The 13382-nt window shown below is 73.8% G+C and carries 13 protein-coding genes, 7 tRNA genes and 1 pseudogene; 7 read left to right on the top strand and 14 right to left on the bottom strand.

Translation table 11 applies throughout. From position 1 onward, the window contains the following. Positions 1-189 precede the first annotated feature (189 nt). Positions 190-405 (top strand): hypothetical protein, encoded by a 216-nt coding sequence (locus AC3WT4_RS05210; RefSeq protein ID WP_074806138.1) that lies wholly within the window; start codon positions 190-192, stop codon positions 403-405. Between the two features lie 24 nt (positions 406-429). Here the strand turns inward: AC3WT4_RS05210 and AC3WT4_RS05205 are convergent, their stop codons facing one another. The 9 genes from AC3WT4_RS05205 to AC3WT4_RS05165 all read right to left on the bottom strand — a co-directional run bounded on the left by AC3WT4_RS05205 (position 430) and on the right by AC3WT4_RS05165 (position 2838). Continuing rightward, positions 430-744 carry a hypothetical protein gene (locus tag AC3WT4_RS05205; protein ID WP_400109507.1) on the bottom strand — a complete coding sequence of 105 codons (315 nt, stop codon included), beginning with the start codon at positions 742-744 and terminating at the stop codon, positions 430-432. A 56-nt stretch (positions 745-800) separates the two neighbouring features. Continuing rightward, positions 801-1124, bottom strand: a complete 324-nt coding sequence (locus tag AC3WT4_RS05200) for a DUF2277 domain-containing protein (RefSeq protein ID WP_074806141.1) — start codon at positions 1122-1124, stop codon at positions 801-803. 47 nt (positions 1125-1171) lie between these two features. Then, a complete protein-coding gene (locus AC3WT4_RS05195) occupies positions 1172-2056 on the bottom strand; it encodes a hypothetical protein (RefSeq protein ID WP_492314895.1) in 885 nt (294 codons plus the stop codon). 51 nt (positions 2057-2107) lie between these two features. Beyond that, positions 2108-2182: transfer RNA gene (locus AC3WT4_RS05190), tRNA-Val, on the bottom strand. A gap of 14 nt (positions 2183-2196) precedes the next feature. Next, positions 2197-2267, bottom strand: a tRNA-Cys gene (locus tag AC3WT4_RS05185). 54 nt (positions 2268-2321) lie between these two features. Beyond that, positions 2322-2394: transfer RNA gene (locus AC3WT4_RS05180), tRNA-Gly, on the bottom strand. Positions 2395-2553: 159 nt separating this feature from the next. After that, positions 2554-2625 (bottom strand) — tRNA-Val (locus AC3WT4_RS05175). A 21-nt stretch (positions 2626-2646) separates the two neighbouring features. Next, positions 2647-2717: transfer RNA gene (locus tag AC3WT4_RS05170), tRNA-Cys, on the bottom strand. Between the two features lie 48 nt (positions 2718-2765). Further along, positions 2766-2838 (bottom strand) — tRNA-Gly (locus AC3WT4_RS05165). A gap of 173 nt (positions 2839-3011) precedes the next feature. Here AC3WT4_RS05165 and AC3WT4_RS05160 point away from each other — a divergent pair. The 3 genes from AC3WT4_RS05160 to AC3WT4_RS05150 all read left to right on the top strand — a co-directional run bounded on the left by AC3WT4_RS05160 (position 3012) and on the right by AC3WT4_RS05150 (position 5164). Further along, positions 3012-4121, top strand: coding sequence for a chorismate-binding protein (locus tag AC3WT4_RS05160; RefSeq protein ID WP_492314894.1), 1110 nt, complete (start codon positions 3012-3014; stop codon positions 4119-4121). After that, positions 4118-5038, top strand: a complete 921-nt coding sequence (locus tag AC3WT4_RS05155; RefSeq protein WP_492314893.1) for an aminotransferase class IV — start codon at positions 4118-4120, stop codon at positions 5036-5038. The genes AC3WT4_RS05160 and AC3WT4_RS05155 overlap by 4 nt, the downstream gene beginning before the upstream one ends. Positions 5039-5092: 54 nt before the next feature. Further along, a tRNA-Val gene (locus AC3WT4_RS05150) sits at positions 5093-5164 on the top strand. 130 nt (positions 5165-5294) lie between these two features. On the opposite strand, the gene AC3WT4_RS05145 is transcribed toward AC3WT4_RS05150, so the two are convergent. Together AC3WT4_RS05145 and AC3WT4_RS05140 are read right to left on the bottom strand one after the other, a co-directional pair. Continuing rightward, the gene (locus AC3WT4_RS05145) at positions 5295-6668 is read right to left on the bottom strand and encodes a glycosyltransferase family 2 protein (RefSeq protein ID WP_492314892.1); all 1374 of its coding nucleotides are present in this window, start codon (positions 6666-6668) and stop codon (positions 5295-5297) included. Then, positions 6665-6916, bottom strand: a complete 252-nt coding sequence (locus AC3WT4_RS05140; protein WP_492314891.1) for a hypothetical protein — start codon at positions 6914-6916, stop codon at positions 6665-6667. Before AC3WT4_RS05140 ends, AC3WT4_RS05145 begins: the two co-directional genes overlap by 4 nt. Positions 6917-6967: 51 nt before the next feature. On the opposite strand from AC3WT4_RS05140, the pseudogene wecB reads away from it, so the two are divergent. Next, positions 6968-8065 (top strand): annotated as a pseudogene (wecB, locus tag AC3WT4_RS05135) (non-hydrolyzing UDP-N-acetylglucosamine 2-epimerase); the annotation flags it as partial. Positions 8066-8876: 811 nt separating this feature from the next. Here wecB and AC3WT4_RS05130 read toward each other — a convergent pair. The 3 genes from AC3WT4_RS05130 to AC3WT4_RS05120 are packed head-to-tail and all read right to left on the bottom strand — an operon-like array spanning position 8877 to position 10826. Continuing rightward, positions 8877-9965 carry a hypothetical protein gene (locus AC3WT4_RS05130; protein ID WP_492314890.1) on the bottom strand — a complete coding sequence of 363 codons (1089 nt, stop codon included), beginning with the start codon at positions 9963-9965 and terminating at the stop codon, positions 8877-8879. Beyond that, the gene (locus AC3WT4_RS05125) at positions 9962-10366 is read right to left on the bottom strand and encodes a hypothetical protein (protein ID WP_492314889.1); all 405 of its coding nucleotides are present in this window, start codon (positions 10364-10366) and stop codon (positions 9962-9964) included. The genes AC3WT4_RS05130 and AC3WT4_RS05125 overlap by 4 nt, the downstream gene beginning before the upstream one ends. Then, positions 10359-10826, bottom strand: a complete 468-nt coding sequence (locus tag AC3WT4_RS05120; RefSeq protein WP_492314888.1) for a hypothetical protein — start codon at positions 10824-10826, stop codon at positions 10359-10361. Before AC3WT4_RS05120 ends, AC3WT4_RS05125 begins: the two co-directional genes overlap by 8 nt. 181 nt (positions 10827-11007) lie before the next feature. Between AC3WT4_RS05120 and AC3WT4_RS05115 the strand changes: the two genes are divergently transcribed. Then, positions 11008-11223 carry a hypothetical protein gene (locus tag AC3WT4_RS05115; protein WP_074806171.1) on the top strand — a complete coding sequence of 72 codons (216 nt, stop codon included), beginning with the start codon at positions 11008-11010 and terminating at the stop codon, positions 11221-11223. 127 nt (positions 11224-11350) lie between these two features. Next, positions 11351-13381, top strand: a complete 2031-nt coding sequence (gene thrS / locus AC3WT4_RS05110) for a threonine--tRNA ligase (protein ID WP_083385032.1) — start codon at positions 11351-11353, stop codon at positions 13379-13381. Position 13382 lies beyond the last annotated feature (1 nt).

Below are 13382 nucleotides of genomic sequence, written 5' to 3'. Positions count from 1 at the left end.
TTCGCTGTCGTCGCAGGAGACCCCTCGGTGACGCGATCGATCTCGACCGGGTTCTGCGGTCGCCCTCACCACCAGTAATAGTGTGCCAAGCGGCGATCGTGTCGGTGGTCGCCGCGGGCGGACGACGCGCCGACCAGCCCGGAGGCGGACGGCCGTGCATCGTACGACCGGACCTGGTAGACCCGTGCCATGAGCACCCACGCACACCACCGCGACGACCTCAACCAGTCCGACATCGCGTCCGCCCGGCTGTCCCCGCGCCGCGAGGACGAGGGGGAGGCCTCGGGCGACGTGCTCACCGGCGGAGACGCGACGAAGGCGCCGCAGTCGCTCTCGGAGAACGAGCGTCGGCCCATCGACGGCGCGTCCTCGGGTACGTCTTGGGACGACCCCGACGAGCTCTAGCTCGTCGTCACGACGGCGGGCGCGTCAGTCGACGCGCGGCAGGCGGTCGGCGTCGACCGCGATGAGCCGCGGCATCCCCGCGGGGGCGACGGCGCTGAGGGCGAGGTAGCGCGCCTCGGCCCGGTGCAGGCGGATGTGCTCGTCGACGGTCCAGTCGGGACCGTTGGTGAGCGGCATGCCGCACGAGCAGTCGATGGTCACGCGCCCGGCCGCGTCCTCGCGGACCTGCCCGATCGTCACGTGCGCCGACCGCGCGTCCGCCTTGGCCCGGCGCATGCTCGCGCTCACGGGCTCGGGCCGGGGGGCCTGGGGCGGGGGCGAGGAGGGTGCGTCGTTCACGGGTTCCGAGCCTAGACGCCGCCGGGTCCTCGCCGCACCCGCCGTGGCGGGGCGCCTCAGTGCGTGTGCGCGATCCCCAGCGCGTGCGCCCGCTCGTGCTCGCGCTCGGCGGCCTCGCGCGCGGCGATGCGCGCCCGGACCTCCTCGCGGCGCAGAGGTGGGACCGTCGTCGGCGGGTTGCGGCGCTCGGGCAGCTCGCCGAGCAGGCGCGCGACGATCGCGGTCACCTCGTCGACCGCGCGCTCGAACGGCTCCGCGGTCGCGGCGCTCGTGCGCTGGATGCCCGTGACCTTCCGGACGAACTGGCGCGCGGCCGCCTCGATCTCCTCGTCAGTCGCGGGCGGCTCGAGGCCGCGCAGGGTCGTGATGTTCCGGCACATGCCTCGACGCTACGTGCGTGTGAGGAGCGCCACAAGGGCGACCGGGGTCAGGCGAGACGGGCGGTCACCGCGAGGTCCTCGCCCACCTCGACCCGCACGTCCGCCACGCGCACCCCCGGCGGCAGGTCGGCCGCGAGGTCGACGTGCCGCCCTTCCACCTTCGCCAGCTCGCCGCGCGCCACCACGAGCAGCGCCGCGACGACGGGGTTGCGGCTCGACAGCTCGAGGTCGCGGACGGTGAGCACCATGCGCGCGTCGACCTCGGCGGTCCCGGTCGCGCGCACGCTCGCCGAGAGCAGCCCCTTGCGCACGCGGGCGAACGCCTGGAGCGACACCGTGCGCGGCCCCGTCGCGACGAGGTCGACGTCGAGCGAGGCCAGCGTGAGGCCGATGTTCTGCAGCTCGGTGGCGACGATCTTCCGGGCGGTCGCGAGGACCGCCTCGCGCGGGGCCGAGACGCGGACGTGGCCGCTGAGGGGTGCGGCGTCGTCGGGCTCCACGCCCTCGACGGCGAGCGAGCCGTCCGCGCCCTCGACCCAGCGGAAGCGCAGCCCGTCGACCTCGGCCGTGACGTCCACCGGGACGTCGTCCACGAGGAGCGGGTGCGCGTCGACCCGGAGCCGGCGCACCACCGCGTCCTCGCGCGAGCGGACGTGCTCGACGTCGACCGTCGGGGAGGAGCTGCCCCCGGCCGAGGACGCCCGGCGGTCCGCCCCGACGCGGACCCGGACGCCCGTGACGTCGACGTCGAGGCGGGCGACGTCCGGGCCGTCGAGCTCGGCGTCGAGCCGGACGGCCGCCGCGCCCTCGACCTCGGGGCCCAGCGTGCCGAGGACGGCAGGCCGCAGGCGCGCGAGCAGCTCGGTGGCGGTCGTGGGACGCGGCGCCGCGCCGAGCGGCAGGACGTCGTGGGCGGGGCGCTGGTCGGGCATGCGCCGAGAGTAGACGACGAAGGCCGCCCCGGCGCCGGGACGGCCTTCTCATGGTGGGCGATACTGGGATCGAACCAGTGACCTCTTCCGTGTCAGGGAAGCGCGCTACCGCTGCGCCAATCGCCCGGGTGCTGCATACGAGGTGGAGATGGGATTCGAACCCACGTATACGGCTTTGCAGGCCGCTGCCTCGCCTCTCGGCCACTCCACCTTGAGACGCGTCCTCTCATGCTCCCGGGGGAGCGGGCCAGAGAGTGGGCCTCCGAGCGGATGACGGGACTCGAACCCGCGACCCTCACCTTGGCAAGGTGATGCTCTACCAACTGAGCCACATCCGCGCGGCCGATCCGTCGAGGGCTCTCACGAGCCCCGTGGTGATCGGCGCGAAGCACATACTAGCCGACTTCCGCCCGGACCTGTGCATCCGGTCCAGGTGATGGTCGGCGCGAGAGAGGCCGCTCCGGACGGTGCCGGGGCGGCCTCTCTCGTCGTGCTCGTGGGCGATACTGGGATCGAACCAGTGACCTCTTCCGTGTCAGGGAAGCGCGCTACCGCTGCGCCAATCGCCCCAGAGGGGTGGTGCTGTTGCGAGGTGGAGATGGGATTCGAACCCACGTATACGGCTTTGCAGGCCGCTGCCTCGCCTCTCGGCCACTCCACCGCGACCTGCCCTCCGCCACCACGAGGGCGGCAGGAGAGTGGGCCTCCGAGCGGATGACGGGACTCGAACCCGCGACCCTCACCTTGGCAAGGTGATGCTCTACCAACTGAGCCACATCCGCGCGGCCGGACCCTGGAGCTTCGGGGAGCGTTTCCCCCGGCCCTCCGGCGTTCCGGCGCGTCCCAGACATTAGTCCACGTTCGCGTCCGGCGTCCAACCGGCCCCACCGAGCCTCCGGCCGGTGCTCGGCGGTCGGGGTCCAGGCCGACGGTGCGCCCTGGGTAGCGTGGTCCCGTGCCAGGACCTGGGAGAACGCCCGCGCCAGGGCTCGCTCGCTTCGCCGGGCGTGCCGCGACCGGCGTGCTGGAGTCGGTCGACCTCCGGCGACAGCCGGAGCGGCTGGCCGCCGACGGGCCGTGGTTCGTGGTCGCCGACTTCGACGACCCCGGCCGGGGTGGCCGGGCGCGCGCGTGGCGGTTCGCCGAGCGGCTCGACCCGTCGGACCTCGACGCCGCCACGCCCGCGGGAGCAGAGGTCGACCCGTGGCACGGGCCCGACCCTTCCGCGTGGCGCAGCTCGCTGGACCGGGTCGGCTACGAGGCCGCCGTCGCGCGCGTGCGCGACGAGGTCCGGGAGGGCGAGGTCTACCAGGCGAACGTCTGTCGCGTGCTGGCCGCCCCGCTCGTCGGGCCGGACGGCGGCGAGCCCGACGCCCTGGCCCTGGCGCGTCGTCTCGCCCGGGGCAACCCCGCTCCGTACGGGGGCGTCCTGCACGTGCCGGCGGCGTCCGGCGTCGACCCGGTGTGGGTCGTCAGCGCGTCGCCCGAGCTGTACCTCCGGGTCGCGGGGGGCACGGTGACGTCCGGGCCCATCAAGGGCACCGCCCCGACGCCCGCAGGGCTCACCGCCAAGGACCGGGCCGAGAACGTGATGATCACCGACCTCGTGCGCAACGACCTCCAGCGCGTGTGCGACCCGGGGACCGTCGAGGTCACCGACCTGCTCGCGGTCGAGCAGCACCCCGGCCTCGTCCACCTCGTGAGCACCGTGACGGGACGCCTGCGCGCCGGTCTCGCGGGGTCCGCCGCGCTGTGGCCCGCGCTGCTCGAGGCCACCTTCCCCCCGGCGTCCGTGTCCGGGGCGCCCAAGTCGTCCGCGCTGCGGATCATCGACGCGCTGGAACCCGTGCCGCGCGGGCCCTACTGCGGCGCGATCGGCTGGGTCGACGGCGACGAGGCCGTGCTCGCCGTCGGGATCCGGACGTTCTGGTGGACCGACGACGTCCTGCGCTTCGGCACCGGCGCGGGAATCACCTGGGGGAGCGACCCCGCGCGCGAGTGGGAGGAGACGGAGCTCAAGGCCCGCCGCCTCGTCGGCCTCGCCTCGGGCACACTGGACCCATGAGCACCCCCGCCGCCACGACACCGACGTCCGCGAGCCCCACCGAGAACCTCGTGATCTGGGCCGACGGGCGCCTCGTGGCACCCGGCGAGGTCGCGCTGAGCGCGGTCGACCACGGCGTGACGGTCGGCGACGGCGTGTTCGAGACGTGCGCCGTGTTCGACGGCCGCGCCTTCGCGCTCACGCGCCACCTGCGTCGGCTCGCGCGGTCCGCCGCCGGGCTCGGCCTGGACGCGCCGGACGAGCGACGCGTGCTCGACGGCGTCGAGGCCGTGCTCGCCGAGGCGGACGCGCGCACGCGCGACGGTGCGGGGCCCGTGGGCCGGCTGCGCATCACGGTGACGGCCGGCGTCGGCCCGCTCGGGTCGGGGCGCACCCCCGGCGAGCAGACCGTCGTCGTCGCGGTCGGCCCCGCGGTCATCCGACCCGCCGGTCGCGCGGTGCGGTCGCCCTGGACCCGGAACGAGCGCTCCGCCGTCGCGGGGCTCAAGACGACGTCGTACGCGGAGAACGTCGTGGCGCTCGCCGACGCCGTGGGTAAGGGCGGCGACGAGGCGCTCCTCGCGAACACGGCCGGCGACCTGTGCGAGGGCACGGGGGCGAACGTCTTCGTCGAGCGCGGGGGCGAGCTCGTCACCCCGCCGCTGTCCTCCGGTTGCCTCGCGGGCATCACGCGCGAGCTGCTGCTCGAGTGGGCGGCCGAGGACGGTCTGCCCGTGCGCGAGGCGCGCCCCGGCGAGCTCCCGTTCGCCGTGCTCGACGAGGTGACCGCGGGGGAGTCGGCGCTGCTGCTCACCGGCTCCGTGCGCAACGTCCAGCCGGTGACCTGGCTCGACGGCGCGGACGTGCCCGCGGGGGAGCTCTCCGTAGCGGCGCGGGACCTGTTCGAGCGGCGTCGTCGCGAGCGCCTCGACCCGTGACGGCGGCCAGTTTTTCGATCCGGTCCGTTTCAGGCTAGTATCGACCACGCACTCGGGCGATTGGCGCAGTGGTAGCGCGCTTCGTTCACACCGAAGAGGTCACTGGTTCGAACCCAGTATCGCCCACCGAGCAGAGGCCGTCCCCGCACCCGCGGAGGCGGCCTCTTGCGTGTCCCGGGCTGGTGGTTCCACCGGGGCCCGGCTCGGACCTGTCGCCGTCCGCCCCCGCGCCGGCGCGCCGCACGCCGCCGGACGTCTACGGCCCGGACGGGTCCGTCGTGCCACCCAGGTGCTGCGCGCCCCGAGGGACGGTGGCCGCCCGCCGTCCGCGCCCGATGCGCGCCGTCTTGGCCCAGGAGTCCCGGCCGAGCGCGATGCGGAAGAGCGCGCGCCACGTGGCGACGTAGGTGACGAGGTTGAGGACGTAGGCGCCCTGGTGGGTCCAGTACGAGCGCAGGAGCCCGTAGTTGCCGGACCGTCGGGAGTAGACCCACGCGCCCCAGAGGAAGGGGACGAACGCGAGGGTGTAGGCCGCGATCACCGCGCCGACGGCGGCGAGCGGGCCGTGCTCCACGCCGACCTCGACGACGGCGTAGCCGGCGAGGACGAGGAGCGCAGGGGCGAGCACGGACCACGGCAGCGCGAGCAGCCACGGTTGCCACAGGTACAGCAGGAGCTCGAGCGCGGTGCTCTGCCGGACCTTGCGCGACCGGAACACCTCGCCGCTGCGGCCGGTGCACAGCATGTGGCCCTGCGCCCAGCGGGTGCGCTGCCGCACCAGCGCGCGGACGGTCTCGGGGCCCTCCTGCTCGACGTGAGCGAGCGACGTCATCCGCATGTCCCACCCGCGCACGGTGAGGGAGATCATGAGGTCGAGGTCCTCGGTGAGCGAGTCGGACCAGGCCGACCCGTCGACGGAGTCGAGCGCGGCGAGGCGGGCGAACTGGCCGTTCCCGCCGAGGCTCACGGACCGGGACTGGTTACGACCCATCTGCGCGACGGCCGACGTCCCCCAGAAGCCGATGTCCTGGACCCGCGTGAGGAAGTGCTGGCGGTTGCGGATCCGGACCTGGAGCTGGACGCCGCCGACGGCGTCGTCGTCGAACAGGCGCCCGACCAGGTCGGTGGTGCCGGGGGAGAGCTGACCGTCCGCGTCCATCACCCCGACGACCACCTGGTGCGGGTCGAGCCCCCGGCGCGCGACCTCGCTCCGCACGACGTCCAGGGCGGCGTTGAGCGCCGTGCCCTTGCCGACTCGGGCGTCGGGGAGCCGACGGCGCAGCACGACGACGCGGTCCGACTCGCGCGCGACCGTGCCGGCGATCTCGGCGGTGCGGTCGGTGGACGCGTCGTCGATCACCACGACGACCGAGCTGTCGTCCTGGGCCAGCAGCGCCCGCGTGGTGGCCTCGACCACGAGCTCCTCGTCGCGGCACGGGACGAGGACGAACAGGTCGTGCCGCCGTCGGTCCGGGTCCTCGTGGGTCGCGCGGACGTGCGCGCGCTCGCGTCGGGTGAGGGCGGCGCCGGCGATCTGGACCCAGAGGAAGTACACGAGCCCGTAGCCCACGATCAGCAGGACGAGCCCTTCCGCCAGGTCGAGCCCCACGGTGCCGAGCAGCTCGATCATCGGACACCCCGCGGCCGGGGGCGGACCAGCAGCGCTCGGGCGAGCAGCAGCACGGCGACCAGGGCGAGGAACACGGCGCACCCGGCCACGACGAGGAGGATCCCGTCCCTGGCGACCCGGAGCGCGATCGTGCGTGCGCGCTCGTCGAGCAGGGTGAGCGTGAGCAGCACCGCCTGCACCGCGAGCGCGAGCCCCCCGAGGACCTGCGCGAGTGCCGCCTTCCGCTCGCTCCGTTCCGTTCGCGCCATGGGAAGAACGGTAGTGAACTGTGGGGCACATCACACCCCAGGAGTCCTTGCATGACGGAGCGCAGGTTTGCGGTGATGGTCGTGGTCGGCACGCGTCCGGAAGCGATCAAGATGATGCCGGTGATCCGCGAGCTGCACCGCAGCGCGCACTTCGAGCCGTACGTCGTCTCGACCGGCCAGCACTCCCGCATGGTGTCGGAGGTGCTCGGCGCGGCAGGCCTGCGGCCGGACGTCGACCTCGGGGCGGGCGGGCCCGGCGTCGACCTCAACCAGCTGGTCGCCCGGGTCCTCGTCGGGATCCCCGAGGCGCTGCGCGAGCGCTTCGGGGAGCCGGACTCGGTCCTGGACGGCGGTGCCGACACGCGCTACCCCGTCGCGGCGCTCGTCCACGGTGACACGTCGAGCGCAGCGGCAGGAGCGCTGGCAGCGTTCCACCTGCGCATGCCGGTGAGCCACGTCGAGGCGGGGCTGCGCACGGGCTCGACCCTGTCTCCGTTCCCCGAGGAGCTCAACCGTCAGCTCGTCACGCGGATCGCCGCCTTCCACCTCGCACCGACCACCACCAACGCGGAGAACCTCATCCACGAGCGGGTGCGCCAGGAGCAGATCTTCGTCACGGGCAACACCGGGATCGACGCGTTCCTGTGGGCCGCGGGCCAGCAGGTTCCGTACGGCGTGCCGGCGCTGGGGTGGCTCGAGACGGACGAGGCCACGCCGGTCGTCGTCGTGACCGCCCACCGGCGCGAGAACTGGGGAACGGGTCTGCGGCGCATCGGCGACGCGGTCGCCACCCTGGCGGACCTCCACCCGCTGGCGCGGTTCGTCGTGCCGCTGCACCCGAACCCGCTGGTCGTCGGGACGCTCCGGGCCGCGCTCGAGCCGAGCCCGAACGTGATCCTCACCAGCCCGCTGCCGTACCTGCCGTTCGCGCGTCTGCTCCGGCGTGCCGCCGTCGTCCTCACCGACTCGGGAGGCATCCAGGAGGAGGCTCCGGCCGTGGGCACCCCCGTGCTCGTGACGCGGGAGACCACCGAACGTCAGGAAGGGGTGCACGCAGGCACCCTGCGTCTCGTCGGCACGGACGAGACGAGGATCGTCGACGCGGTCACCCGGTTGCTCACGCATCCCGAGAGCCACCGCGCGATGTCCGAGGCGCGCAACCCCTACGGCGACGGGCGCGCGGCCGAGCGCATCGTCGCGGCGCTCGAGCACATCGCCTTCCGCGGGCCCCGGCCCCAGCGCTTCGGCAGCGGCTACGCCCGCTCGGTCGTGCTCGCGGCGGCAGGTTTCACGGGGCCGATCCTCGACCCGTTGGCGCCTCTCGACGAGCGAGGGGCGACCGCCTCGGGCCCCCGGACTGACGCGCGGCCGGAACGGACGTGTCGCGCGCAGCTCCGGCGCCGGTACGTCGAGCGGGTGAAAATCTGCGGCCGTGGGCGCCGGCGAGCATCCCTGTCCAGGGGGTTCGTACGTGACGAAACGGGGCGAAGCGCACCCACGGACGGCCCCCGCCCCGACGAACGGGCGGCCCGCGACAGATCCTGGACGGACGTCCAGTCTGCGCGGCGCTCCGGCGCCGTGCACAGTGCTCGCAAGACCGGAGAAAGCGCTCGGTGCCCCGCAGGGCGCACCCGCCGCAGCGTTGGTGCGACGGTCCCGGTGGTCGTCCTCGCGGTCCTCGAGAGGCCGTGCGGACGCACGCTCCTCCTCCGTGCGCAGGGGGCACGGAGGGGCCGCCGGTCGCCGTCGACGCCGCCCGGGGCGTCGTCGCTCCGGGGCCGCGACGGCGAGCGGTCGCCGTCCCGGGTCGTCCGTGCCGGTCGCCCCGGGCCGTTGAGTTTTCAACTGTCAGGCACGTTGCGCCCCTCGACGTCTGTCTGTAGGTTGAGCGCGCCGGCCGGGGCCCGGCGCGGGGCCAAGCGCGCAGGGGGAGCTTGGCGTCGGGCCACGGCGGCGGGGGTCAGACGCCCGCGAGGACGCGGGTCGTCCCCTCCCTGCTCGTCCGGTCGCGCAGCGCGCGGCCCAACCGGCGCAGCGCGTCGTCGTCCGCGAGCAGGTCGGACCAGTCGTCCGGGTCGACGCTCGGGGCGTCGCCCCGGGCCCGCCGCGTCGCCGCGACCTGGAGCTGATAGGCGAGGATCACCTCGCGCGGGCTGCCGGGGACCGCGACGCGCACGTGGTCCACGTCGTCCCGACGCGAGTGCAGGGAGAGCGCGGCGAGGCCGTCGAAGATCTCGATGGTGCGGTGGTACTCGTCCACCGCCGCGCTCGATCCGGGCAGGCCGCCGTCTCCCACGGTCGCCACCACGAACGCGTGCAGGTGCTCGAGGTCCCGTCGGCGCTCGCGGGCGTACGCCGCGGACGACGCGAGCTGGCCCACGATGCCGACCGTCAGCAGCACGCTCGCCGCGAGCACGAGGTACCGGGTGCGCACGCCGAGGACGAGGTACGGCTCGGCGCTGCCGGGCTCGTGCAGCAGCAGCGCCACGAAGCTGACGACGGCCCACACGACGGCGACGAGCGCGCCCGCCGCCGCGACGTCCATGCCCCACCGCAGCCGCACGGGGCGGCGCGTGCGGGTGCGGACGCACGACACGGCGAACGTCGCGGTCGCCGCCACGAACGTGCCGTAGTACAGCGCGCTGTAGACCCACATGAGCGGTCGGTCGGAGGTCTGGGCGTCGAGGTCGAGGGTCGTCCACGGCCCGCTCGCGACCGCGAGCGCGACCATCGCCCCGCCGACGAGCCCGGCCGCGAGCGCCACGGACCGCGTCCGTGGCGCGTGCCCGGTCGTCGTGCTGTACGCCCACACGCCGACGAAGAGGCACCCCGCGACGAGAGCGACGTGCTTGGCGACCTCGTGCGTGCCGCCGGGGGCGTGCGCCTTGAGGAGCTCGGCGACGGCAGGGACCCGGAGCGCGGACGCCACGGCGACGAAGGCGAGGCCGAGAGGGAGCGTCGTGTCGGCACCGGTGCGGGCGCGCAGCGCCGTCCACGTCGCGGCGGTGGCGAAGAGCGCCGTGGCGAGGAGGTCGAGCACGGGGCTCATCGGTAGAGCTCGAGGGACGTGAGGCGTGCGGCCGAGCTCCCGTGCGACGCGATGGAGATCATCAGCTCGCTCGCGAGCCGCTCGACGCGCTGCTCGGCGGGGTCGTCGTGCTCGTCGCGGCACCCGGCGGCGGACGGGGCCGGGCCGGGGCGGGTCGAGTCGAGGACGTGCACGAGCTCGTGCGCGACGACGTGGTCGCGGTGGGGGCCGGGGAGCGTCTGGCGGGCGTCGACGAGGACGAGGTCGCGCTCGGGGAACGCGAGCCAGAGGCCGGTGACGCCGGGGCCGAGGTCGCCCTCGACGAGTTCGAGAGGCTTGCCGCGGGTCGCGGCGACGAGCCTGCACGCCTCGTCGATGCTGCGGGCGCGATCGAGCCCCGCGGCGCGCAGGAGGTCATCCACGGTCGGCCTCCGGGGCAGGAGGGTGCCCGTGCGGGGTGCCGCGGGGTGCCACGGGAGGGAGGTGCTCGAGGCTCCGGACGCGGTCGACGATCTCGATGATGGCGCGGACGTTCTCGGGCGACAGCCCTTGGGCGCGCAGCGCGAACTGCTCCACGCCCTCGTCGGCGAGCGCGGCGCGCAGCCGGTCGTCCGGGCTCTCCTCGGGGTCGACGAGGCTCCCCGTGCTCACCCCGAAGAACGCGGCGATGCCCTCGACGACGCGCAGGCTCGGCGACGAGCGGTGCCCCCCGCGCAGGGCGCTGAGGTACGCCTCGTTGATGGAGTAGCCGCGCTCCGTCATCCAGTGGGCGGCCTCCCGGTTGGTCACGGGACGCCCGCCGCGGCCGCGCGCGAAGAGCTCGTTGAGCCGGTGCCGGAAGACGCGCGCGGTGCGCTCCCCGGGTGCCACGTCGTCGTCCATGGGCCGATTCTGGCAGGCCCGGACCGCGCGTGCGCCGGTCCGGGCCGCGGGTCACGCGGGTCGTGGCCCCTGCCCGTGCCCCGTCGCGCGGCATGGTGCGGCCGGGTAGCGTTTCGTGCGGGCGCGGGACGTCCGCCGCCCGGCGCGGGACGCGCGCACCACGACCCCCGAGGGAGCCGGTATGAGCGAGCAGACACCGAAGGACCGGGGCGGACTCGGCGACCTCCTCGGCAAGGCCAAGGAGTTCATGACCGACGAGCGCATCGACAAGGCCAAGGAGTTCATGACCGACGAACGCATCGACGAGGTCGCGGGGAAGATCAAGTCGGTGGCCCCGGACTCCGTCGACCAGCACGTCGACACCCTGGCCGAGAAGGCGAAGAAGGCCAACGACTGACCTGCGGGTCGGTACGATCGAGGGGCGCCGTCCACGACGGCGCCCTTCGTGCTGTCGGGGACGCCCCGGCGCCGGAGGACCTGACCGGGCGCCGTGCGCGCCTCCCGCCACAGAACGGAGCACGGACGTGTCTGACGTCGTCTCGTCACCACTCACCATCACCCTCGACGCGGAGGAGACCACGGTGACGACGGGCACGACGGGCACGGACCTGTTCGCGTCGCGTCGCGACGTCGTCGTCATCCGCGTCAACGGGGAGCTCAAGGACCTCGACACGCCGGTCGCGGACGGCGACGTGGTCGAGGGCGTGACGATCGACTCGCCCGACGGCCTCGCCGTGCTGCGGCACTCGGCCGCGCACGTGCTCGCGCAGGCCGTCCAGCAGGTCAACCCGGACGCGAAGCTGGGCATCGGCCCGCCGATCACGGACGGGTTCTACTACGACTTCGACGTCGAGACGCCGTTCACCCCCGAGGACCTCAAGGCGCTCGACAAGGCGATGTCGCGCATCATCCGGGAGGGCCAGACCTTCCGCCGCCGCGTGGTCACCGAGGACGAGGCGCGCGCCGAGCTCGCGCACGAGCCGTACAAGCTCGAGCTCATCGGGCTCAAGGGCTCCGGCACCGCGGACGACACCGAGGGCGCGAACGTCGAGGTCGGTGGCGGCGAGCTGACGATCTACGACAACGTGCGCGGCGCCGGGCGCGAGAGCGAGACGGTGGTCTGGAAGGACCTGTGCCGCGGCCCGCACCTGCCGAGCACGCGCCTGATCGGCAACGGCTACCAGCTCATGCGCTCGGCCGCGGCCTACTGGCGCGGCAGCGAGAAGAACCCGCAGCTCCAGCGCATCTACGGCACGGCGTGGCCGACGAAGGACGAGCTCAAGGCGTACCTCGAGCGGCTCGCGGAGGCGGAGCGGCGCGACCACCGCCGGCTCGGCAACGAGCTCGACCTGTTCTCCTTCCCGGAGGAGATCGGCTCGGGCCTGCCGGTGTTCCACCCCAACGGCGCGACGATCCGCATGGAGATGGAGGAGTACTCGCGCAAGCGGCACGTGGAGGCCGGCTACTCGTTCGTCAGCACGCCGCACATCACCAAGGCGAACCTGTTCCAGACGTCGCGCCACCTCGACTGGTACGCCGACGGCATGTACCCGCCGATGCACCTGGACGAGGAGCTCGACGACGACGGCAACGTCAAGCGCGCGGGCCAGGACTACTACCTCAAGCCGATGAACTGCCCGATGCACAACCTCGTGTACCGCTCGCGCGGGCGGTCGTACCGCGAGCTGCCCCTGCGGCTGTTCGAGTTCGGCACGGTGTACCGCTACGAGAAGTCGGGCGTCGTGCACGGGCTCACGCGAGCCCGCGGCTTCACCCAGGACGACGCGCACATCTACACCACGCGCGAGCAGATGCGCGGCGAGCTGAGCTCGCTGCTCTCGTTCGTGCTGGACCTCCTGCGCGACTACGGGCTGGACGACTTCTACCTCGAGCTGTCGACGCGCGACCCCGAGAAGTCGGTGGGCGACGACGCGACGTGGGAGGAGGCGACCGAGGTCCTGCGTCAGGTCGCGACGGAGTCGGGCCTCGAGCTCGTCGCCGACCCGGGCGGTGCGGCGTTCTACGGACCGAAGATCTCGGTCCAGGCCAAGGACGCGATCGGCCGCACGTGGCAGCTCTCGACGATCCAGCTCGACTTCTTCGAGCCGGAGCTGTTCGAGCTCGAGTACACGGCGTCCGACGGCACCCGCCAGCGCCCCGTGATGATCCACCGTGCGCTGTTCGGCTCGATCGAGCGGTTCTTCGGGATCCTCGTCGAGCACTACGCGGGCGCTTTCCCCGCGTGGCTCGCGCCCGTCCAGGTCGTCGCGGTCCCCGTCGCGGAGCCGTTCAACGACTACGTGGCCGACGTCGTCGCGCAGCTCAAGGCGCAGGGGATCCGCGCGGAGGTCGACTACTCCGACGACCGGTTCGGCAAGAAGATCCGCAACGCGAGCACGCGCAAGGTGCCCTTCGTCCTCATCGCGGGCGGCGAGGACGCCGAGGCGGGCGCCGTGTCGTTCCGCTACCGGGACGGCCGCCAGGACAACGGCGTGCCCGTGGCCGAGGCCGTCGAGCGGATCGTCTCCGCCGTGCGCGACCGCGTCCAGGTCTGAC

The sequence above is a fragment of the Cellulosimicrobium sp. EB106-03-01-XG111 genome (genome assembly GCF_058792115.1).
This window is presented reverse-complemented; position numbering and strand designations above follow the sequence as displayed.

Bases quoted from the DNA above. Each gene is read 5' to 3' on its own strand.
- AC3WT4_RS05210 (WP_074806138.1), top strand. From the start codon at position 190: ATGAGCACCCACGCACACCACCGCGACGACCTCAACCAGTCCGACATC.
- AC3WT4_RS05200 (WP_074806141.1), bottom strand. From the start codon at position 1,124: ATGTGCCGGAACATCACGACCCTGCGCGGCCTCGAGCCGCCCGCGACT.
- AC3WT4_RS05195 (WP_492314895.1), bottom strand. From the start codon at position 2,056: ATGCCCGACCAGCGCCCCGCCCACGACGTCCTGCCGCTCGGCGCGGCG.
- AC3WT4_RS05155 (WP_492314893.1), top strand. From the start codon at position 4,118: ATGAGCACCCCCGCCGCCACGACACCGACGTCCGCGAGCCCCACCGAG.
- AC3WT4_RS05145 (WP_492314892.1), bottom strand. From the start codon at position 6,668: ATGATCGAGCTGCTCGGCACCGTGGGGCTCGACCTGGCGGAAGGGCTC.
- AC3WT4_RS05140 (WP_492314891.1), bottom strand. From the start codon at position 6,916: ATGGCGCGAACGGAACGGAGCGAGCGGAAGGCGGCACTCGCGCAGGTC.
- AC3WT4_RS05130 (WP_492314890.1), bottom strand. From the start codon at position 9,965: ATGAGCCCCGTGCTCGACCTCCTCGCCACGGCGCTCTTCGCCACCGCC.
- AC3WT4_RS05120 (WP_492314888.1), bottom strand. From the start codon at position 10,826: ATGGACGACGACGTGGCACCCGGGGAGCGCACCGCGCGCGTCTTCCGG.
- AC3WT4_RS05115 (WP_074806171.1), top strand. From the start codon at position 11,008: ATGAGCGAGCAGACACCGAAGGACCGGGGCGGACTCGGCGACCTCCTC.